20 protein-coding genes and 1 riboswitch are annotated in these 23,309 nt (G+C 26.5%); of the genes, 17 read left to right on the top strand and 3 right to left on the bottom strand.

Translation table 11 applies throughout. The annotated features are described in order from the left end of the window. Nucleotides 1–97 precede the first annotated feature (97 nt). The 7 genes from CLSA_RS12555 (at nucleotide 98) to CLSA_RS12530 (ending at nucleotide 9,870) form a co-directional block, all read left to right on the top strand. Complete coding sequence (locus CLSA_RS12555; RefSeq protein ID WP_022746723.1) at nucleotides 98–2,572, top strand: LuxR C-terminal-related transcriptional regulator; 2,475 nt, start codon at nucleotides 98–100, stop codon at nucleotides 2,570–2,572. Nucleotides 2,573–3,513: 941 nt separating this feature from the next. After that, nucleotides 3,514–3,882, top strand: a complete 369-nt coding sequence (locus CLSA_RS12550; protein ID WP_022746722.1) for a cell wall-binding repeat protein — start codon at nucleotides 3,514–3,516, stop codon at nucleotides 3,880–3,882. A 255-nt stretch (nucleotides 3,883–4,137) separates the two neighbouring features. Further along, nucleotides 4,138–4,359 carry a FeoA family protein gene (locus CLSA_RS12545; RefSeq protein ID WP_022746721.1) on the top strand — a complete coding sequence of 74 codons (222 nt, stop codon included), beginning with the start codon at nucleotides 4,138–4,140 and terminating at the stop codon, nucleotides 4,357–4,359. Nucleotides 4,360–4,476: 117 nt separating this feature from the next. Beyond that, nucleotides 4,477–6,240 carry a ferrous iron transport protein B gene (feoB, locus tag CLSA_RS12540; RefSeq protein WP_022746720.1) on the top strand — a complete coding sequence of 588 codons (1,764 nt, stop codon included), beginning with the start codon at nucleotides 4,477–4,479 and terminating at the stop codon, nucleotides 6,238–6,240. A gap of 274 nt (nucleotides 6,241–6,514) precedes the next feature. Continuing rightward, a complete protein-coding gene (locus CLSA_RS22555) occupies nucleotides 6,515–6,670 on the top strand; it encodes a FeoB-associated Cys-rich membrane protein (protein WP_140395267.1) in 156 nt (51 codons plus the stop codon). A 384-nt stretch (nucleotides 6,671–7,054) separates the two neighbouring features. Beyond that, nucleotides 7,055–7,576, top strand: coding sequence for a metal-dependent hydrolase (locus CLSA_RS12535; protein WP_022746719.1), 522 nt, complete (start codon nucleotides 7,055–7,057; stop codon nucleotides 7,574–7,576). 104 nt (nucleotides 7,577–7,680) lie between these two features. Continuing rightward, entirely contained in the window at nucleotides 7,681–9,870 is a 2,190-nt protein-coding gene (locus CLSA_RS12530) for a DNA topoisomerase III (protein WP_022746718.1), read from the top strand. 192 nt (nucleotides 9,871–10,062) lie between these two features. Here CLSA_RS12530 and CLSA_RS12525 read toward each other — a convergent pair whose 3' ends face one another. Continuing rightward, nucleotides 10,063–10,557 (bottom strand): hypothetical protein, encoded by a 495-nt coding sequence (locus CLSA_RS12525; protein WP_022746717.1) that lies wholly within the window; start codon nucleotides 10,555–10,557, stop codon nucleotides 10,063–10,065. Nucleotides 10,558–10,910: 353 nt separating this feature from the next. On the opposite strand from CLSA_RS12525, the gene CLSA_RS12520 reads away from it, so the two are divergent. The 8 genes from CLSA_RS12520 to CLSA_RS12495 all read left to right on the top strand — a co-directional run bounded on the left by CLSA_RS12520 (nucleotide 10,911) and on the right by CLSA_RS12495 (nucleotide 18,832). Further along, a complete protein-coding gene (locus CLSA_RS12520) occupies nucleotides 10,911–11,408 on the top strand; it encodes a hypothetical protein (protein WP_022746716.1) in 498 nt (165 codons plus the stop codon). 225 nt (nucleotides 11,409–11,633) lie between these two features. Continuing rightward, entirely contained in the window at nucleotides 11,634–11,858 is a 225-nt protein-coding gene (locus tag CLSA_RS12515; protein ID WP_022746715.1) for a hypothetical protein, read from the top strand. 149 nt (nucleotides 11,859–12,007) lie between these two features. After that, entirely contained in the window at nucleotides 12,008–12,181 is a 174-nt protein-coding gene (locus CLSA_RS23460) for a hypothetical protein (RefSeq protein WP_022746714.1), read from the top strand. A 398-nt stretch (nucleotides 12,182–12,579) separates the two neighbouring features. Next, complete coding sequence (locus CLSA_RS12510) at nucleotides 12,580–15,507, top strand: helicase C-terminal domain-containing protein (RefSeq protein WP_022746713.1); 2,928 nt, start codon at nucleotides 12,580–12,582, stop codon at nucleotides 15,505–15,507. A gap of 177 nt (nucleotides 15,508–15,684) precedes the next feature. Beyond that, nucleotides 15,685–15,849, top strand: coding sequence for a hypothetical protein (locus CLSA_RS23455; protein ID WP_022746712.1), 165 nt, complete (start codon nucleotides 15,685–15,687; stop codon nucleotides 15,847–15,849). 296 nt (nucleotides 15,850–16,145) lie between these two features. Continuing rightward, a riboswitch (purine riboswitch) is annotated at nucleotides 16,146–16,247 on the top strand. A gap of 110 nt (nucleotides 16,248–16,357) precedes the next feature. Then, nucleotides 16,358–16,930 carry a xanthine phosphoribosyltransferase gene (locus CLSA_RS12505; RefSeq protein ID WP_022746711.1) on the top strand — a complete coding sequence of 191 codons (573 nt, stop codon included), beginning with the start codon at nucleotides 16,358–16,360 and terminating at the stop codon, nucleotides 16,928–16,930. A 381-nt stretch (nucleotides 16,931–17,311) separates the two neighbouring features. Further along, nucleotides 17,312–17,809 carry a QueT transporter family protein gene (locus CLSA_RS12500; protein ID WP_022746710.1) on the top strand — a complete coding sequence of 166 codons (498 nt, stop codon included), beginning with the start codon at nucleotides 17,312–17,314 and terminating at the stop codon, nucleotides 17,807–17,809. A gap of 417 nt (nucleotides 17,810–18,226) precedes the next feature. Continuing rightward, a complete protein-coding gene (locus CLSA_RS12495; RefSeq protein WP_041716264.1) occupies nucleotides 18,227–18,832 on the top strand; it encodes an NUDIX hydrolase in 606 nt (201 codons plus the stop codon). A gap of 198 nt (nucleotides 18,833–19,030) precedes the next feature. On the opposite strand, the gene CLSA_RS12490 is transcribed toward CLSA_RS12495, so the two are convergent. Beyond that, the gene (locus CLSA_RS12490) at nucleotides 19,031–20,323 is read right to left on the bottom strand and encodes an NCS2 family permease (protein WP_022746708.1); all 1,293 of its coding nucleotides are present in this window, start codon (nucleotides 20,321–20,323) and stop codon (nucleotides 19,031–19,033) included. A gap of 414 nt (nucleotides 20,324–20,737) precedes the next feature. Between CLSA_RS12490 and CLSA_RS12485 the strand changes: the two genes are divergently transcribed. After that, nucleotides 20,738–22,057, top strand: a complete 1,320-nt coding sequence (locus tag CLSA_RS12485) for an ATP-binding protein (RefSeq protein ID WP_022746707.1) — start codon at nucleotides 20,738–20,740, stop codon at nucleotides 22,055–22,057. A 223-nt stretch (nucleotides 22,058–22,280) separates the two neighbouring features. Continuing rightward, complete coding sequence (locus CLSA_RS12480; RefSeq protein ID WP_022746706.1) at nucleotides 22,281–22,919, top strand: pentapeptide repeat-containing protein; 639 nt, start codon at nucleotides 22,281–22,283, stop codon at nucleotides 22,917–22,919. A 43-nt stretch (nucleotides 22,920–22,962) separates the two neighbouring features. On the opposite strand, the gene CLSA_RS12475 is transcribed toward CLSA_RS12480, so the two are convergent. Continuing rightward, the gene (locus tag CLSA_RS12475; RefSeq protein WP_022746705.1) at nucleotides 22,963–23,250 is read right to left on the bottom strand and encodes a hypothetical protein; all 288 of its coding nucleotides are present in this window, start codon (nucleotides 23,248–23,250) and stop codon (nucleotides 22,963–22,965) included. Nucleotides 23,251–23,309 lie beyond the last annotated feature (59 nt).

Below are 23,309 nucleotides of genomic sequence, written 5' to 3'. Positions count from 1 at the left end.
TTCAGCAATTAAATATTAAATAATCAAGTTAAGAATATTTAATTTATAATTATAACAAAATAATATAATAGAGCAATATATTATTTTGGAGGTAGAAATGAAAATAGTTCACGATTTTTTTAAGAATATCAACAGTGAGTTTACCATTGATAGAAAGATGTTAAATGAGAAGATTGATAATGCAATAATTCTTAATAAAATAATTTTTGTTTTCGCACCTATTGGATGGGGAAAAACCATTGCTATTAGTTATTATGCTAATAAATTTTTAAAAAATGTAGTATGGTATAACTTTGATGAAGAAGATAACAATAGAAGTGTATTAAGACATTTAATAGAGCAAAGAAAAAATACTAAACTAAATATTAAAAGATATATTATTTTTGATAATTTTGATTTGATGAAGGATAATACAGTGTTAGAAGGAATATGTAATTTTATTGATACATGTTCCAAAAATTATAAGTTTATGATTATAAGCAGAAAAAAAATACCATCATGTTTTAGTAGATTTATAATTAGGAATGAAATAAATATAATTAATAAAGACGATTTGGCTTTTAATAATAAGGAAATAAAAGAATTCTATTTAAAAAATGAAATTAGCTTAAGGGACAGTGATATAAAAAAAATTTTTATACATACAGATGGATGGCCAATTTGTATAAATATAGGATTAATTAATCTCAAATTGAATAAAAATGAAACTATAGATGATATTTTTGAGAATAATGAATATATAGAAGATTTTTTAAATAGAAGTATTTGGAACAAATGCAGTGAAAATGCTAAACGAATTTTTCTAATTGCATCACTTTTCGAAGAGATAAGTTTAGAACAATGTATAGAAATTACTGGTGAAATAAGAAGTGAAGAATTTTTAAATTTACTTTTAAGTGCGAATAAAGATAAGTATTATAGTTTCAATCCAATAGTTCTACAATTTATAAGAAAAAAGTACGACCAAATAAGTTCTGAGGAGATAATTAAAAGTTATAAAAAAGGAGGAAAATGGTTCGAAAAAAATGAGCTATATCTTGATGCAGCTAATGCGTATTATAATGCTGGAGATATAGAAAATGAAGCCAAGAACTTGGAAAGATTCTGTAATATACCTAGTTCTGTTACAAGGTTTTCATTAGTAAAGCATTATATAATGAGATTGCCGAGTGAGATTATAAATAATAGTATAACTCTGTGTAGTGTTATGGCAATATTTGAAATTATATATTATAATCCAGATGCGGCAAAAATATGGTATGAGAAGCTGTTAAGTATGAAGAGAAATGCATTACAATATAAGAAAGAAAATGCTAATGATGAAATTGATGAAAAATATAAAAAAATAATAAAAAATATTAATGAAAAAAAAATATATATATGCATTGGATTGCCACAAATGAGCAATTATAATTTAGTTCATATGTTTTATTATATGCATAAAAGAAGAAATAGTAGTAGCGGCAAGATTATTAAGAATATTAGCATAACAGGAAATTTGCCAACCATTATAAGGGGCATTAGAGATTTCAGTGAAATATTAAACAATTATGATTTTGACAAAAAAAATAAGATGAATTTAATATTAGAAGACGTATTAGGAGAATACTCTATAGGGTTGGTTGATTTCGCATGTGCAGAAGTTGAGTATGAACAAAACAAATTAAACGATGCATTAATAAATTTTACAAGAGAAATCATAAAGTATAATGATAGCGCACATATTGACATACTATACATAGGATATATATTACTTGAAAAAACTATGTGTGCAAGTGGCTATATAAAGGATGCTAATATGGTTTTGATTAGTTTAGAAAAAATGGTGAAAGATAGAAATGCGTTGTATCTTATGAATAATATCAAAGCTGCATATACTAGAAAGCATCTTTTAAATGGTGATGTGGATAAAGCAAAAGAGTGGTTAAAAAATTACTTAAATAAAGCGGAAAAAAAATTTAATCTTTTAGGTATGTATGAATATTTTACTAAAGCCAGGATTTATATTGCAACTAAGCAATATGGTAAAGCAATTTGCTATTTAGAAATACTATATACGCTAAATAAAAGTTATAATAATAAAATTAATATAGCTGAATGTTGTATTCTTCAAGCTATTGCATTAAATAGAGATGATCATAAAGAAGAAGCTTTTAAAAAAATTGATGAAGCTATAAATATATGTGAACCGTATAAATATATAAGGATTTTTGCTGATGAAGGAGAAGCTTCATATGAAATTTTAAATCAGTATTATAAAAATGCAAAATTACATAGTAACTTAAGCGAGGAATATCTTAAGGAATTATTGAATGAATCAAGAAAATTTAGTGAAATGTATCCAGAATATCTTAAGAAAGATACAGAAATAAGAAATGTTAAACTTACAAAATCAGAGATAGCAGTTTTAAAACTAATTAATAAAGGTATGAGTAATTCTGAAATAAGTGATTATTTAAACATTACAAAAGATACGGTAAAATTTCATATAAAAAATATATATAGTAAGTTGGGTGTAAGAAATAGACTAAAAGCTGTTCAATATGCAAAAAAAGTTGGAATGTTCGAATAGAAGAATATACATAGTAAGAAAAGATAAAGCTTTTAATGAAGTTAAAGGATGATATTACTGAAATTATCTCTTCGTTAAAGCAAAAAAAATTACAATATGTAAAAAGGCTCCCCTTTTGGGTAGTTATAAAAAAATATATAGTTTAGTATAATACCAAAGGGGTAAGGTATTATAGTTGAAATATAAAATAGGGTTTTCAATTGTGGTTACTGGGTAAAGATGAGAAAAATATGTAGTATTTAAGTTAATTTTATATTTAGACTCTTTAGAATATTTAAGAGTAATTATGACTGCTTTTAAAAAGAAAGAATAACACAATAAATTTATATCAACATTTTGATATAATAGGGGTTTATTTATTGTGTTAAAGATTCGTTTTAATGTGGTCTTTTTTTATTTTTTAGAGATTTATAAGACGTGGGAATATAATATTCTTTTATGCGTTTTAGGAAAGTTATGAAAATTTTACAACAACTTAATAAGCGTATAAACTACCCTTTGGGGTGGTTACATAAAATACTATGATTGCTATAATAAAAGCGTATAAAGAATGTAGATATAGTTAAATAAAAGTAAAATTTTAATGTCGATTTGCAATTTGAAAATATAATTAATGTCTAAATATATTGATTTTGGATTAAGTTTTAAATAAAGTTATGTAAGATATAAATGTTGTGGAAAGTATAGAAAAGACGTTATAGGGTCAAGTGGAGAAGAAATATCACTTAATTTTAAACGAGCAGAGTTAGGCACATGAAAGAAAATAACAAGTCCAAAATGCCATGATTATTTTGCATTAGGCAAGGAAGTGGATTTGTCTCATAGCGGGCTATTAGAGGAATCCGCTAACGTAGCATGATGCAAAATAGGCTTGGCAGATGGACTCGTTATTTTTTTGAATGTGCCTTAAGAAAAATATCAAATGTTATGGAGGATATAAGATGATTACTGGGTGGAAAAGTATTAATAAAAAATGGTATTTCTTTGATGACGAAGGAAATAAAAAAAGTGGATGGATTCAAGACGGAACAACATGGTACTATTTAGATGATTCTGGCGTAATGAAGAGCGGTTTGATTAAAGATGGTGAGGCTTCCTATTTTACTAATGTAAATGGTGCAATACAAACTGGTTGGATAAAATATGGAGAAAATTTATATTACGCAAATCTAAATGGAGTAGTACAAACTGGATTAGTAAACATTAATGGACAACCATATACTTTTTCAGAAAGTGGACAGCTTATGAGTGAAAGTACTTTACCAATAGAAGAAGCATTTATTTCAAATCTTAATACAAATTTAAATTAGGTACATGAAAATAAATAACAAGTCAAATTTGCCATAGAAAATAGACTGGCAAATGGACTTGTTATTTATTTGATTGTGCCTTAATAAAGAATACTAAAACAAGTGGAATGATTAAAACTTCCATTTGTTTTTTTATTTTATAAAGAAATTTCACTTATTTATTTATAAAAAAATAGTTTTATATATTGACTAGATGATGATAATAATGATATTCTTAATTATATGATAAACAATTTCAATTGGGAGGCGTTTTTTATGAGTCTTTGTAATTTAAATCCAGGTGAAAAAGGAATAATTGCATCAATTAATGGAAACGAGAAGTTAACTAAAAGATTACTTGCTTTAGGATGTATTGAAGGTACAGAAGTACAATTTAAAAGATGCGCACCTTTAGGAGATCCTATAATAATAAATTTTAGAGGATTTGACTTAGCTATAAGAAAAAAGGATGCTAAATCAATATTATTATCAGTATAATAAAAATTAAAGTATAAACAAATAAAACATCGAAACTTAATGATAAACACAATTGTTTTGTATTGTATAAAAATATAAATTAGTTGATTATTATTAATACAGAGAGGATTAACACTTATGATAAATGTAGCTTTGCTTGGTAATCCCAATGTGGGAAAAACAACGTTGTATAATGCATTAACAGGATCTAATCAGTATGTAGGTAATTGGCCAGGCGTTACTGTAGATAAAAAAGAAGGATTCTTTGGCGACATAAAAGTAGTAGATTTGCCAGGTATATATGCAATGGACACTTTTTCTAATGAAGAAAAGGTATCTAAACAATTTTTAGAAGAAGGCGATGTTGATGTAATCTTAAATATTGTAGATGCATCAAATCTGAATAGAAATTTATATCTTACAACACAACTTAAGCAATTTAATAAACCTATTATATTAGCATTAAATATGATTGATATTTGTGAGAATAAAGGTATTATAATTGATTATAAAAAATTAAGTAAAGATCTAGATGTAGAAGTTATTCCTATTATTGCAGGAAAAAATATAGGTATTGATAAAATTAAAGAGAGATTACAGAAAGAAAATTTTAATGTTTCTGGGGATTGTGATAAATTTAATTTTTCTTCCGAAAAGGATGCGTATAAATTTATTGAAAGTACCTTGAGAGATAGTCTTAAAGAAAAAGAAAACAATAACGAATCTTTTACTGAAAAATTAGATAAATATGTATTACATCCAGTATTTGCATATCCAATATTTATTGCATTAATGTCATTAATGTTTCAATTAACATTTTCATGGGTAGGACAACCATTGTCTGATGTATTAGATGGGTTATTAAATGATATTATAATTCCTCGAGGACACGATCTACTTTCAAATACTGCTCCATGGTTTCAATCACTTATTTTAGATGGAATAATTTCAGGAGTCGGTGGAATAATAGTGCTATTGCCTATAATCTTAGTATTATTTATATGTATAACGCTTCTAGAAGATAGTGGTTATATGGCTAGAGTTGCTTTCATGATGGATAAATTAATGAGAAAAATGGGGCTTTCAGGAAAGGCGTTTATTCCAATGATAATAGGATTTGGGTGTACAGTACCTGCTATAATGACAGCTAGAACTTTAGAAAGCGAAAAGGATAGAAAACTTACAGCAATACTTGTACCATTTATGTCGTGTAATGCTAGATTACCAGTTTATACAGTTTTTGCAGCAGTGTTTTTTGAAACTCATAGAGGATTAATCGTAGCTTCATTATACTTAATGGGAGTAATAGTAGCATTTTTACTTGGAATATTATTTAAAAATACATATTTTAAAAAAGATGAGGAACCGTTTATAATAGAAATTCCAGAATATAAAATGCCAAAGGTTTCTTCGGTATATAAACAAACAATGGATAAAGCTGGACAGTTTTTAAAAAAAGCCGGAACTATAATATTTGCCATGAGTGTATTAGTATGGTTTTTATCAAATTTTAATATTAATGGGATGGTAAGCGAAGTTAATGAAAGTTTGTTAGCTTCAATAGGAAGTGTTATAGCACCAATATTTAAACCTGTAGGTTTTGGAAATTGGCAATCAGCTGTATCTTTAATTTCAGGATTGTTGGCTAAGGAATCAGTCTTAGCATCAATGCAAGTAATTTTTGCAGGAGATTTAAGCGTTATATTGCCACAACATTTTACTTCTTTATCAGCTTATGCATTCTTAGTATTCATATTATTATATACGCCTTGTATATCTGCACTTGGAGCTATGAAAAAAGAATATGGAATAAAGTTAACATTATTTTCAGTAGTGTTTCAATTGATAGTTGCATGGGTTGCTTCATTCTTAGTATACAATTTGGGAAGTTTAATATTTTAGGCACATGAAAGAAAATAACAAGTCCAAAATGTCATGATTATTTTTCATGTGGCAAGGAAGTGGATTTGTCTTATAGCGATCTATTAGAGGAATCTGCTAACGTGAGCAGATAAGTGAAAGTCCAAATCTATGATTTGATGATGGTCGCTTACTCAGAGAGCACTCAGTGAGCGTATGCGAATCGAGCTTCCTCTGATGAAAAATAGGCTTGCAGATGGCTTATTATTTTTTGAATGTGCCTTGAGAATAGTATCTTAGGTAGGTGAAGAAATTAATGATAGAGATAATTATAACTGTTATAATATGTTTGATAGCTTTTTATATAATAGTAAAGTCTGTAAGAAATTCCTCAAAGGGAAAATGTAGTTGCGGTTGCAAAGGATGCAAATTAGAAAATAAATGTGAATCAAAAGATAAAAAACAAAATTGATTAAGGAATATGAAAGAAATGGTGCTCTGTTGTTTTGGTTACTAGAGAAAATGTAACACTCAACAAAAGAGCATCATTTCTTTTTGGGTTAAAATATATTTTAAAATATAATTAAGGTTAGTAGTTTGCGATTTGCGAGCTGTAAAATTTTGATTAACAATATCTTTTGGGTATTGAATCATAAACCACATATTTCGTAGAAATTTAAGTTTAAATATTATATAAATGTAGATAGAAGGTAAAAATGTAGTATAATACATAAAAGAGATACATAAGAAAAAATCTAATAATGACACTAGTACTAAACAAAAATAATTGTTAATAAGTCAAACAATTAAAGTTTAGTAAAAGTAAAAATAAGTGTTAAAAATAGGAGTACTTAAAATGAATTATAAGACACATGTGAATGGTGGAATATTATTAGGATTGTATATGATATGTCGAGTACCAAAGCAATCTGTATTAACGAGTGGATTATTACTAGGAGGAGCAATTGTAGGAAGTTTATTTCCTGATATAGATCATAAAAATAGTTATATTGGACAAAAAGCTAAATCAGTTTCTAAAGCAATAAACAAGTTTGCAGGGCATAGAAAATTATTTCATGCACCACTTATATATTTATTTTTATATTCTATTGGTATAGGAATGATTAAAGAGAAGCTAGGATTGGTAGCAATTAATGGAGTATTTATAGGAATATTTTCTCATTTAATCTTAGATAGCTTTACTATTGGAGGATTACCTTGGTTTTATCCTTTTAGCAAGAAAAAGGTATCATTAGCGAAGATAAAGACTAATGGTAAATTCGAAGATATATTGTGTGGAATTTTAACTTGTATAAATATTGTTATAATTCTTGATTTACTTCATATAACATCAATATTTACATTTACTCAGATATAGATTAAAACATGAATTTTAAATTGATAAACATTATATGATATAATAAGTCGATAAGATGTGCCTTAATTAATAGAAAAGGCATTTAAGAGAGGAAGATAAGAAAAATGAGTAAAACTCTTGTATTAGCAGAAAAACCAAGTGTTGGGAGAGATTTAGCTAAAGTTTTAAAATGTAACCAAAATAAAGGCGCATATATAGAAGGACCTAATTATATAGTAACATGGGCACTAGGTCATTTAGTTACGTTACTAGACCCAGAAGGTTATGGGGATAAATATAAAAAATGGAGTATGGATACTTTACCTATGCTTCCTAAAAAAATGAAACTTACTGTAATTAAAAAAACTGGTAAGCAATTTAACGAAGTAAAAAAACAAATGTTGAGAGATGACATAAAGGATTTAGTTATAGCAACAGATGCAGGAAGAGAAGGAGAATTGGTAGCAAGATGGATAATTGAAAAAGTTGGCTTTAAAAAGCCGATAAAGAGACTTTGGATATCTTCACAAACTGATAAAGCTATATTGGATGGATTTAAAAATCTAAAGCCAGGATCTTCTTATGATAATTTGTATAAAGCAGCAGTTGGAAGAGCAGAAGCTGACTGGATTGTTGGTCTTAATGTAACAAGAGCCTTAACTTGTAAGTATAATGCTCAGTTATCAGCAGGTAGAGTTCAATCTCCAACTTTAGCTATGATAGTTCAGAGAGAGGAAGATATTAAGAATTTCAAACCTAAGAATTATCATACAATAATAGCTAATAGCAATAACTTTTCTATGGAATGGATTAACAAAGATAATACAAATAGATTATTTAATGAAGAAATAGCTAAGAAAATAGTAGGAGAATGTAGGGGCAGGGATGCAGAAGTTGTTGATATTAAAGAAAGTAATAAAAAACAATATGCTCCAGCATTATATGATCTAACAGAACTTCAAAGGGATTGTAATAGAATTTTTGGATATTCAGCAAAACAAACATTATCTATAATGCAAAGATTATATGAAAATTATAAAATTTTGACATATCCAAGAACAGATTCAAGATATATAACTAAGGATGTAGTACCTACCTTAAAAGATAGATTGAAGGCTATTTGTGTTTCAAATTATGCAAAACCAGCTACTGAAATATTAAAAGGTAATATTCATGCAAGTAAAAGTTTTGTGGATGACTCGAAGGTTTCAGATCACCATGCTATTATTCCAACGGAACAAAGAGTAAGTCTTGGAAGTTTAAGTTCAGAAGAAAGAAATGTATATGATTTAGTAATAAAGAGATTCTTAAGTGTTTTACTACCTCCATTTGAATATGTTCAAACAGGAATCACTATTAAAATAGGAGATGAAACTTTTAGAGCTAAAGGTAAGGTTATAAAAGATAAAGGATGGAAGATGGTTTATGATAGAGTAGATGATCTTGAAGAAACTAATGAAGAGGGAATATTAAAGGAACAAGTTTTACCTAAATTAGTTAAGGGTGATAAACTAAAAATAAATAATGTTGAAATAAAAAAACATCAAACTAAACCACCAGCTAGATTTAATGAAGGAACATTGTTGTCTGCTATGGAAAATCCACAAAAATATATTAACGTGGACAAAGAATCTGCTAAAACACTTGGAGAAACAGGTGGGCTTGGAACTGTTGCAACAAGAGCAGATATAATAGAAAAATTATTTAATTCTTTTGTTATAGAAAAAAAAGGAAAAGAATTAATTCCAACATCTAAAGGAAAGCAACTTATAGAACTTGTACCTAAAGATTTAAAATCGCCGCTTCTTACTGCAAGATGGGAAAAAGAACTTGATTATATAAGCAAAGGAAAAGAAGATGCACATGATTTTATAGGTAGAATGAGGAATTATGCAACAGCATTAGTTCAGGATGTAAAATTTAGTACTGATAAATATACTCATGATAATTTGACAGGTAAAAAATGTCCACAGTGTGGTAAGTATATGTTAGAAGTTAAAGGCAAGAATGGCGTTATGAATGTATGCCAAGATAGAGAATGTGGATATAGGGAAAGTATATCAAGGGTTACAAATGCCAGATGTCCAGAATGTAAGAAAAAATTAGAACTTAGAGGACATGGAGAAGGTGCAATTTATGTTTGTCCAGGAACTAATTGTAACTTTAGAGAGAAGGCGTCTCAATTTAAAAAGAGATTTGATAAAAATGGAAAAGTAGATAAGAGAGAAGTTAATAATTACATGAAGAAAATGAAAAAAGAAGCAGAAGAATTTAATGAAAATCCATTTGCAGCACTTTTGAAAGACTTTAAGTAAATTTAGGTACAATCAAATAAATGACATAAAAATAAGGAGCATGCAACAAATTTAGATGCATGCTCCTTATTTCCGTTCTTATTGCTTATTAAATTAAATATACTTTTTATTATTAGCAAAATATTCGGAAATATATATATTAAAGTATATTTTATAAAGAAAGAACAGTTAATTATATATAGTTCTTTAAATTTAACATTCGTCACAGTCACAGTCACAGTCACAGTCACAATCACAGTCACAATCATTACGGCAATCACGATGTTTATGTCTATGCTTAGGTTTACGATTAGTATCTTGAGCAGGTGATACATTGCCGCAATTTTTACAATTTGCACAATTCTCTACTGCGTTATCTACTAGTTTATCTAATAAGCAAGATAAATTGCAAATTAATTGATTATTTGTATTCATTAAATAATTAGTAGTACATTGGTTACTCCACGAATATAGTATTATTAATAAAATAACTAGAGATTGATATTGTTTAGTTATACACTTTAATTCGCAAAGTGCATCTACTTGACCAGCTTGTACACCATTATTGAAGGCTGTGTCGCAGTTGCTACTGCTACTACTGTTGCTAGTATTACCGTCAAGACCTAAAGTACTACTTAGGTCATTAAAGTCGGCATTTAAATTGTTAAAGTTGTTATTAAGTTCATTAAGATTTTCAAATTCGTCCATTATTTAATCACCTTGTGTTTTTATTGCATAATCCATTGTATGATTATTGCTTTCAGGTGTTTACAAAAATATAAAAAAATTTTAATATATATTTAAATTAAGTAGTAAACTTATGTGATAGCTAATTTAAACAGATATCGTGCATTTGTTTTGGTTACTAAAAAATTTAGTTTTATATAAAAATTAAATTACTATTATTCAGTTTAATGTAAATTATTTTTTGAAATACATATAATATAAAAAACATAACATATACAATCTAATAGCAAGTAGATACAATTGTTAATCTTGTGAATAGTTTATATTATAAAAATAGAATGTATTTACATAGAAATATATGGAGATAGTATATAATGGAAAATAAAAAGATAATAAAATTATCTAATATACCAAGCTCTAAAAAAATAAAAAAACTAGAATATAAAATATACACGCCAGATATGGTTAAAAGATATAAAAATACTTTTAAAATAATATTAAAGATAACTAATAATAGAAATAAAACCTTATTTATTATGTACAAAAAGGTGAAAGAGTGGTATGAACAAGAAGATGATGTCGATTTAAATATAGAAAAGATTCATATTAACACAAAGCTTGGATCATATACTAGCGGTGGATGTGGAATAGGTGCATCATTGTTTGCAGGTCTTTTAGCCAGTGGAGTATTTTCTTATATAGATAATTATGTAAGTAAACTCGGAACAACCTCATTGGTAGTTTATGTTATATCAACATTGTTTTTTGGATTTAAAATTCTGTCTAATGAGGATGATAAGGTAGAAATGTATAATATGTTTTTACAAGTATTAAATACCCTAGAAGAAGACAAGGCACATTCAAAAAAATAGCAAGTCCATCTGCAGTATATTTTCCATTATTTTACATTGACAAAATACCAGAATAAATCCGCTATTATGGCGCTTTGTCTCCTTGTTTGATGAAAAATATTCATGTCAGATTTGGACTTGCTATTTTATTTCATGTGCCTAAAAATGAGAAATAAGGATAATTAAAATAGGGATAAAAGAAGACTATAGTGCACAATATATTTTTGTAGAAAGGAAGTGTATATTATGAATAACCAAAGTAAAAATTATGATAATGCAAAAAATACATGTGGATGCTCTTGTGGTGAAAAGGATATAAAAGATTCTAGTTCATCTAGTCAACAAGAAAATTTAAAAAATGAAGGAAATAATCAATGGGAATCAGTACCTAAAACTTATGACAAAGATGAGTCTTGCCATAAGAATGAAAAAACTGCAACAAATAATCAATGGTGCTCTTGTTCAAAATAAAATATTTAAATTTATTTTATCTTAAATATAAGGAAATATTGATAAGTGAAAATAAAATTTTAACTAAATACTCTATTAAAAATTTAAAAATATTTTAGTTTTCTATGGTACTTTAATTAAAATATTATTTGAAAGTGGGTGCTGTTATTATGAATAAACAAATTAAAAACAATTTTGATGAACCTAATATGCACGATGGATATTACGATTATCAAGGCGGATATATTTCATATGACCCAGCACTATTAACAGAGTATTATACTGTTAAGGGCTTTGAAGGTAAGGTTAGAAAGAAACAGGATAGTGAAAGCCGTTGGTGTTAAACTTATTAAATTTAACAACAAAATTTCTATTTAAAATATAATACAATAAAACCAAATCCTAAGTTGTTTATTTATATAGATAAACAACTTAGGATTTATACTTATGTGGTGATTAACCAAAATCAGAAATGGACACAAGCTCACATTTAGAATCTTCCAGCGAAAATTTCATAAGTCCTATGGAACAAATATGTATATGATTTCGGTAAGTTACCACATAAGTTGAAAATAATCAATAGTAGTATAAAATACTATGATATAATTGAGTGAATAGGGAAAAATTAATATTATAAATATATATTTAAATTTATAATTAAACTATCAGAAGTATAAAATAAGACATATGCAATAGTATAAGTGATATTTTTATTATTGTATGTATCAAATCAGGAGAAAACATGTTAGAACAATTAACTAGTATTTTAGATAATGTAATATATTTAGATATTGAAACTACGGGAATTGATGAAAAAAGTTCTGAAATTATCGAAATAGGTGCTATAAAGATAAAAAATGGAATTATAACTACATATAAAACTCTAATAAGACCTAGAGGCAGAGTACCTATCGAAATCTATAATCTTTGTACCGGATTAACGGAAAAAGAATTATTAGGAGCTAGAAGTTTAAATTTAATAAAATCAGAAGTTTTGGAGTTTTTAGAAGATATTCCGTTGATTTGCCACAATGGAAATTTCGAAAGAAGATTTTTAGAATACAATATTCCAGAAATAAAGAATAAAATATTAGATTCAATGGAACTTGCAGCAATTTTGGAGCCTTGGAAAAAGGAATTTAATTTAGATTCATTAGTTAAAGAAATCACAAGTTTAAATAAGAACGAATTACATAGAGCATTGGATGATTGTATTGATACTCTAAAGGTTGTTAATTCTCTTCTTTGTAGACAATGGGCAAGAGAAGAACAAAATAAAAAGAAAAAAACGTTATATTTTGTATTAAATAATGATTATAATTATCTAAAAAAATGGGAATGGACTAAATATTTATTAAAGCCACCATTTTTTATTGATGAAGATTATACATATGTTAATTATGAAGAATACTCAAAGGATCAGGTCAAGCTAAAAAAAGTTGAGATAGATTATTCATTGTATGAAGAATTGTTAAAACATGAAGATATTTGGAATAATGGTGGAGACTTTGGATATCAATACAGAAAAGATCAAAAAGAATTTTCGAAAAAAATAAGAGAAAATTTTGAAAAACAGGAGAGAATTTTTATTGAGGCGCCAACAGGTAGTGGCAAAACATTTGCATATGTTCTCATAGCAGCGATAGAGACATATTTAAATAAACAAAAAAATAGAAAAGATGATTCCAGTTTTATTATATCTACAAATACAAAGGAGCTTCAAAATCAACTTATTGAAAGAGATATTCCTACTATACTTAAAAAGTTGAGATTAGATGATAAGCTCAATTATGGAGCTATGAAAGGAAAAGGTAATTATCTTTGTATAGATAGATTGAATAAATGTGAAAGTTTAGAATTTGATGAAAAAGGCAATTTAGCTTTACTTTTTCTTAGAAGACTTTGCGAGGATGGTAAATATGGGGATATAGAAAATATCAGTTATTGGGCACAAAAACATTTTGAGCTGGATAAATATTTGAAAGATGTTAACTGTGATAGCGAACAATGTAAATTAGAAAAATGTATTAAGCCTTGTTATTTAAGAACAAGATATAATGATTTACGTAATGAAAATATAACTGTAATTAATCATTCTCTTTTATCTTGCTGGCCGTATTGTGAAAAGAAGAAAATAAATCATATTATAATTGATGAGGGACATAATCTTATGGAAAAGTGCTATGATTTTTTTGCAGAGGAATTTTCTTCTTTTGAATTTTTAGAATTATTGGATATGATAGAAAAAGGACATCCAAGTATTTTAGCTATGCTATTAAATTTAAATGCAAGTTTTGGTTTTAGAGAAACTATAGAAAAGGATAAGTTAAACTATTTAGTGAATGATATTGTAGTCAATATTAATATATTAATCAATGATTTTAGAAGCATGAGGCTTGTAAGTGGTGAATATAATTTTACTACTGAATTTTTTATTCCAAGAGAAGATTTGCAAGGAATAACAAAAGTTTTAGGTTCTGAAATATCGGTATTAAAAGAAAGTATATATCCATTATATAAGCTTATAAATGATTACATTTCTAATATTACTCAAGATGATGAAATAAATGGCGATACTGATTATAAAAATATATCAGACTATGTAGCAAAGCTTAAATCAGCATTTGATATTTTAGATAAGTTTTTAGAAAAATCTACATATTATGCTAAAATATTAGAAGTTGATTCAGAGTACAAGACATTCGTTTTGAAGAATATACCACTTAATGTAGGGGAATTGGTTAATGAACATATGCTAAAGGAAGTTAAAAGTACGACATTTATATCTGCAACATTAAGAATAGAAAATTCATTTAATAGAATGAAAAGACATTTAGGCCAAAATAATGCCAAAGAATTTTTGATTCCATCAACTTTTGATTTGAAAAATAGAACTAAAATATTTGCTTTAAATAATGTTGGAAGATATGACGAATCAGGATTTATTAAAAAAATATCAAAATTTATATTTAATACAGCACAAAAATTAAATGGTCATATTTTAGTTTTATTTAATAATAATGCAAGAAGATTAGCTGTAAATGAAGAGTTGGAAATTCTGACAAGAGGTACTAAAATTGAAGTTCATACAAATAAAAAGTCTATTGGAGCACTTAACGATAAAAATAGAATCGTGATAATTCTGGGGAGTAAGGGATTTTTTGAAGGAATAGATGTTCCAGGGGATGCTTTAAATTGTGTAATGCTTGATAAGCTTCCTAATTACAGTCCAGAATTTCCTATTTTAAGAGCAATTACTACATATCAAAAAAAGGGTTATCAAGATGTTAATTATCCTCAACTTTGTATAAAAGTAAAACAAATTTATGGAAGATTAATTAGAAGTACTTTTGATTATGGGTATTTTATAATTTTAGATCCAGGTCAGAATTCATATACAATAAGAAACTTAGAAAGAGATCTTGGTGGTCCTAATATTGAATTTGCACCAACTAATAAAATACTTTCAGAAATAGAGTTTAACTATAATAATTGGAAGAGAAACAATATAAATATAATTTTGAACAATCTGAAAAAAAACAATAAGAATATTGAGCAAAATTTTAATAATGAAGCTAAAAAGCATAAAATGTTTTGGGAATTATACAAAATAGAAAATGAACAATATTATTTTAAAAATATGAATTTTAAGTTAAAAGGTAAAATATAATTATGGTATATTTACGAAAAAAACAATTACCATATAAAGGAAAATGTGATATAATAATAAATGTGTTCAAATTTTAATTAGTATAAATTGGATTATACAGTGAATAAATAATGGATAATAGCATATAATATGTAATTATACAATAAAAAATTTAATATAAAGGAGAAGTGTTAAGGTATGGAAGAAAATATAACACAATTATTACAAGAATATAAAAGTACAAAGGAATGTTTAGAATGCGGATTAAAGTGGTTACCACATAATGATTATGCTAAATCTAAAATAGAAGTTATAGATATGGTAATACATGATTTAGAACAATTACAAAGTAAAGTGAATTAATTATTGTTAACAATAGTTAATTAAAATATTTAAACATAATTTTTATAGCAAGATGATAAACTAATGATACTATCGTTGTAATAAAAGGTTATTTATATAAGGTGCTTTAAAATAAGATAATTATTATTTTAAGGCACTTTTTATTAATGTCTACAAAAGTATAAAAAATGCATTTGTGAAATCCAGTGATATAAATGCTTATGAAAGTATTAAGCTGTGAAAAATTAATGACAAATAGTGAATACAAGCAATAGTATTTAATGTTTTTTACAAAACAGACAAACTATGATATAATAACCACAAATAATACACAAACTCGTATATTTCCAAATGTATGGTTGGAAAGTTTCTACCTGCTATCCGTATATTAGCAGACTATGAGGTAACTTTTATGATGATTTCTCACATATAAAGGAATTCACCTCTATATTTGCTTTGAAAAATTTATAATTTAAAGATGCAGTAGTTACATATTAGATATAAATAATTTTAATGGGGTGGAAAATTAATGGAAAGATTACATAAAATAATTCTAGAAGAAGGAAATGCTTTATCATCAAATGTGTTAAAAGTTGATTCGTTTTTAAATCATCAAGTTGATCCTGAGTTGATGTATGAAATGGGAACATATTTTAAAAATTATTTTAAGGATAAAGGTATTACCAAGATATTTACTATTGAAAGTTCTGGGATTGCACCATCTGTTATGACAGCAATGCAAATGGGATTAAAAATGGTTACATTAAAGAAACAAGGATCAAAGATTTTAAGTGGGGATGTATATCAAACAACAGTACATTCATTTACTAAAGATATGAATTATGAGTTGACATTATCTAAAAAATTTATTGATAGCGAAGATAAAATATTAATTATCGATGATTTTTTAGCTAATGGAGAAGCTGCATTAGGTGCGGCAAGATTAGTAGAAGAAGCAGGAGCCAGCGTAGCTGGAATAGGGATTGTTATTGAAAAGTCATTTCAACCTGGTCCACAAATTTTAAAAGAAAAGGGATATGATGTATATTCTTTAGCTAGAATTAAAAAATTAGGTGAGAACTTAATTGAATTCGAAAAATAATTCATGTGTAGAATATAGTGAATATGCTTATTTAACAAAAATAAGTATATTTACATGTTTTAAATTGTAATTTAAAAGCATATATGGTATAATGCACATTGGATTTTTATTAATAATAAGTCAGTTCGAAAGCCTCCTGACTATAAATAAAACTACGGTTAAATAAGTGAAATATTAGGCATTTACAGATGATCATGTGAATATCTTTTATTTTGTTGTAATTATTTATCGTAGGATTTTCCTGCGATTTTTTTATTTTTAATAGTATTTAATTTATAAATATTATATTAATTTTAAATTAACCGAAATAGTGTTTTATAATGTTAGAGGAATTTCACTGATTTAAATTTAATTTACTTTAAGTAAGTGGAGGAATTATAAATGAATAATGAAAAAACAGTGGAAAGATTAGTTAGAACAGCTATAATAGCAGCTATATATGCAGTTATAACACTATGTTTAGCACCAATAAGTTATGGTGCAGTACAATTTAGAGTATCTGAAATAATGGTTTTATTAGCATTTTTTGATCCATTCTATATTGGAGGGCTTACTCTTGGATGTTTTATTGCAAATTTATTGGGACCTAATGGGATAGCAGACGTGATTTTTGGTACTATTGCAACCTTTATTAGTGTTTATGCTATTTCATTTACATCAAAATATATAAAGAACAATAATATAGCATTGATAATAGCATCACTTTGGCCAACTATATTTAATGGATTAATAATTGGATGGGAACTTAATTATCTTTATCAATTACCAATTATATTATCAATGTTAGAAGTAGCAGCAGGAGAAATTGTGGTTGTAACAATTGTTGGTGTTCCTGTAATAAAATTACTTAAAAATAAATACAAGAGATTGCTTGTATAACATTAAAGTTAATGCACATAATAAAGAAGGCGGTTTTTTGAAAACTGCCTTCTTTATTATAATTTACATGTAATATGCATAAAATTATTTTTAATCATATATTTTTAATAAAAATAACTTTGATGAAAATCTATAATTATAAATATATAAGTTCTAAAAGATTTTATTTATAAATTGTAAGTCTAAGCAAAGGAAGTATAGAGCAATGTTTATTATTTATTAATTTTAATAATTAGAACTTATATATAATATAAATGGTTTGGATTTTAATTGTAAATATTCATTTAAGATTAACTATATATGTAAAATTTATCTAAATATAGTCATAATTTAGATGAATTAAAAATTAAATTGAAGTATAATTGTATTATAAGTTAATAATCATATATTTAAATATACTGAGAGGATGAAATGGTTATGAAACAAAATAAAATTAAAAAATTAAAAACTTTATCAGAAACCAAGTTTTTAAAGTTTTATGAAGCAGAATATGAAAATAAGTTAGGTAATATGAAAACGTGGACTATTGCATCAAGAAAAAATGAAGATGTTTTAAATGACAGATTTTTTAAGGGGAAAGAAGATTGTGATGATGCTGTAGTTGTTGTTGCTTTACATAAGCCATCTAACAAGCTTGTAATAATAAAGCAGTTTAGAATTCCAATAAACAGTTATGTGTATGAACTTACAGCTGGATTAATAGATCCAGGTGAAGATGCTAAAATGACTATAGAAAGAGAACTTATGGAAGAAACAGGGTTAAAGGTAGTAGAAGTAATCAAAGTAATAAATAAATTATATCTTTCACCAGGAATGACAGATGAATCTGTGATGATGGCTTATTGTACATGTGAAGGGGAGATAAACGATAAAAATCTTGAAGATGATGAATGCATAGAAGCAATGCTTATATCACAAGAAGAATCAAGAAAGTTATTAGAAAGAAATGAAAAAATGGATGCTAAGTGTTTTACTATACTTCAAAGTTATGCATTACTTGGAGAAAAGTTATTTACTGAGTAGCTTTTTGTTAGAGCATTTATTGAATAATCTTGTATATGTTAAACAAAAATAATATATTTTAAAATGATAAAAAACCATACTAAAACTTAGCTGTTTAATATGGTTTTTTTATGTTAAATACTATATATATTTATTAAAATATAACTCAAAATTGATTTGAATAAATTTAAAAAATGATATATTCAAATAAAATATTAACTAATGTATAAAGCTTTGAGCTATAAAATAACCTAAGAATATTAATGAACAAATATACATTTGAAGTGATACTTCTTTACCCTTTTTTACGCATATTTTGCATATAGGATAAAGTACGAATCCAAATGCTATCCCATCTATTATACTATAGGTTAATGGTATTGAAACTATAGTAATAAAACTTGGAAATAATTCGCTCATATCATTAAAATCTAGATTTTTTAAGTTTTGTGCCATTAAACATCCAAGTATGATAAGGATTGGTGCTAACGCTATATTAGGAATAAGACTTATGAATGGAATAAAAAATAATGCTATTAAAAAGATTACTCCACATATTATAGAGGTAAGTCCTGTTCTTCCACCGTCTGCTATTCCAGCAGTTCCTTCCACTGTAGTGACTGAAGGACTACTTCCAAGAAGTGCACACGCTATAGTAGAAAGCGAAATTCCTAAAAGTGCTTTAGAAGTTTTTTGAGGACAATTTAACATTCCGGAAACTTGTCCATGAAGTGTTCCTATATTTTCAAAAATTAATATTAAAGTCAATGAAAATGTAGCTATCCAAAATTTAATATTCAATATAGCATTGAAATTTAAACTAAAGAATATGTTTTTGTAACTTCCAAAGTCTGGCATTGAGTAGTGTAAATTATTTATATTTACAATTCCAAATATTATAGCCAAAATAGTACCAATTATTATTGAAATTAGAAAATTACCACGTATATTTTTTAAGAATAATATTAAAGTAATGATCATAATAACAATGAATAATAAAACTTCAGTACTTGCTATATTCCCAAGTTTAACTAATGTTGAAGAATCAGAGATTACAATACCAGATTTTTGAAGTCCAAGAAAAGTAATAAATAATCCTATGCCAACAGTTATAGCATCCTTCATACTATGTGGTATAGCTTCCATTAGGGCTTTTGAAAGCGGAGTTAAAGCAACAATTGTAAAAATCACTCCTGCAATAAAGACTGAAGCTAGAGCCTGATAAAAAGAAAGACCTAAAGTTTGTACTATAGTATAGGTGAATAATGTATTAATCCCCATACCTGGCATTACAATTAAAGGAGTATTACTTATTAATCCAACCAATAAACAACCGATTATTGATGAGAATACAGTAGCTATAATTAATGATTCCATAGGAACATTACAATCACTTAAGATACTAGAGTTTACAATTATTATATAAACTGCTGCAAAAAATGATGTTAATGCTGCTAGAGCTTCACTCCTAACTGTAACATTATGTTCTTTTAATTTTAAAAAATTTTTCATCCTTTCAACCTGACTTTCAAATCTCCCTCGCCCACCCACGTAAAAACGCAAGTCATATTATAACATTAAGAGTAAAATCATACAACTATAAATTCTGCATTGTAAAAAATAAATAAAAGCGAAAACTTATACATGAGTCAGATTATTATAGAATTATGTATTTGAAAATAATATTAAAAGTTTGGAATTAAAAATCTAAAGTGCTATAATATTTAGTAATATTTGTTTGGATATGGCATACTTAAAATATGATAATTCAGCATGTTAATATATTTTTAATTAAATGTAAATTAATATTACCAATAGTATTTGGTGTTAAGATAAAAATATACGTTACATATCTGAAAAGTTATTTTTTAGGTACCTTATATGTTTAACAAAGCAATATGCAATATTTTCGGGGGGGCAAAACATATGTGTAAAAATTTTGAACAAATTAAAAAAGCAAATATAATGATAAACTCATTATGTGTTTTTACGCAATTAAAAAATGATTGTGTAATAAAGAAATATAAGGATTTACTAGAGTGCTTAAGTAAAAATGAAATATCTGTAGGGGAAGGTGTGAGTCTTTATAATGATTTTGTTTATGAGTTATTGAATAAATCGATGAATACATCATTAAAGAAATATATTATGGATAAAGTTTTTTTAGACTCTAATCCGTTTACTTGTATTATTGATCATAATGATTTGGCAAATAAGAATGTTATAGACCAGGTAGGTTATGAGCTAAAAGTATTACAATATATATGTAACATAGAAACTGATACATTTAAACAAGTAATTTTAGATAAAACAAGAGTAATGAATTATGAAGAAGATATAGTAAAAAATCTTATAGAGTTAGAAGATAATTTTAATAATTGTGATCCAGAAAAGGCCATAGACAGATTAAAGATTAAAATCATAATGTCTGAAGATTGGGGTGAGTGCTTGAATGATATTATAGATTTTTATGTTCAGTATGGAACTGGAGAATTTGGTGAATATAGAGCTTTTGTGTGGGAACATGAAGATAATGATACATATCTAAGGGGAGTGCAATCACCAGATCCAGTGAGATTAAAAGATCTTGTAGGTTATGAGGATCAAAAGGAAACGATAATAGATAATACTCTTCAATTTTTAAGTGGACATCCAGCAAATAATCTTTTGTTATATGGATCTAGAGGAACAGGAAAATCTTCAACTGTTAAGGCTATTATAAATGAATATTATCATAAAGGCTTGAGACTTATTGAAGTTGATAAGGAGAGACTAGTAGATTTTACTAAGATAATTAGAGTGCTTAAAGATAAAAATTTGAAATTTATAATATTTGTAGATGATTTAGTTTTTGAAGAGGGAGAAGCAAGTTATTCTGCATTAAAGACAATTTTAGAAGGTGGAGTAGAAAATAGATCGAGTAATATATTAATTTATGCAACCACAAATAGAAGACATTTAGTAAAAGAAACTTTTAGCGAAAGGGAAAATGACGATGTTCATGCACAGGATGCTATAGAAGAAAAATTGTCATTAGCAGATAGATTTGGAATTACAGTATCGTTCTATTCTCCAGATCAAAAAGAATATTTAAAAATTATTGACGGCATAGTTGATGCTCGTGGACTTGAAGTAGATAAAGAATATCTTCATGCAGAAGCCTTAAAGTGGGTTAGATGGCATAATGCACGTTCTCCGAGAACAGCAAAACAATTTATAAACTGGTTAGAAGGAAACATAAAATAATTATAAATCTAATTTTTAAATTGGACCTGTTGTTTATTTTTATGTGACTAGCTATCAGTATATTAGATTGACTTTTGTTGATACTAACTATAATATTGTAAAGAAGCTAGAATATTTTAATAATAATAAAAGAATTTGATTATTATTAAATCTGGCTTGATAATATGATAGGAAATAGTAAGTGAATATAGCTTATCATAAAACATATTATATGGAGGTAATAATGGCTATTAATAGAAGTGCACCAGAAAATTTTCATTATGACAATGCACAAAAAACTAATAAGAACTTTATTTACAAAAATCTTAAAAGAAGTAAATGCTATAACTGCGATTTTTCAAATTCACATTTTGATTATGCAAGTTTAAGAGGTGCACATTTTAAAAAGTGTAATTTTTTTAGATGTAGCTTTAAGGGTGCAGAATTTATCGGCTCGAATCTAAAAGGTTGTAAATTTAGAGAAGCTAAATTTGAAAATACTATTTTTGAAGGAGCAAGCTTAGATGGTACAGATTTTAGTGAAGCAAGCTTTATTAATACTATCTTTGTAGGTTGTGATTTAACTAAAGCAAAAACTTTTAATTTACAAAATAAAGGTATACGAATATTTGAAAAAATGCCAGAACTAGAGATTGATGATGAATTAAAAAAAGTTATGTTAAATGCTATGGAAAATGAGTTTATTAAAAAATCAAGAGTATTTGATACTAAGGACGGAGAAATAAATACATTATCTTTGATGATTTTATGCGAAAAATTTAATAGAGAAGCATTGATTGAAGGACTTCACTATATTAAGTTTGAAGTGGATAGGGAGTTCCATACTCTTAGTTATATTATTAGACTTATTGAAAATATGTAAATATACAATAAAAAGGCTGTACTTTTTGAGTACGCCTTTTTTATTACTTTTTATTGCGTAAGTAATTTTTATGAATTGCATTAAGAAAAAAATTTGTTATTTCATTATTTTTATCATTATCATGTGAAGAATTATATTTCTTTAATTCTATTACAGGAATTACGGTTGTATTATTCTTTATATTTGAAAATGAATTAGAGATTGAAGAAGGATTTTTTAATTCTTTTTGCTTAAGTGGTATAATTGTTGAATCTGTATTTAAAATATTGTCACCATTTTTTATAATAGAGTGCCTCTTTTTATTTTTATACTTTATATACATAAAATCCATTTTTTAACCCCCTTGTAATATTAACTGAAAGTTTATAATATAAACGTAGACCTATCTAG

It is taken from the genome of Clostridium saccharobutylicum DSM 13864 (assembly GCF_000473995.1).
Taxonomy (GTDB): Bacteria; Bacillota; Clostridia; order Clostridiales; family Clostridiaceae; genus Clostridium; species Clostridium saccharobutylicum.
This window is presented reverse-complemented; position numbering and strand designations above follow the sequence as displayed.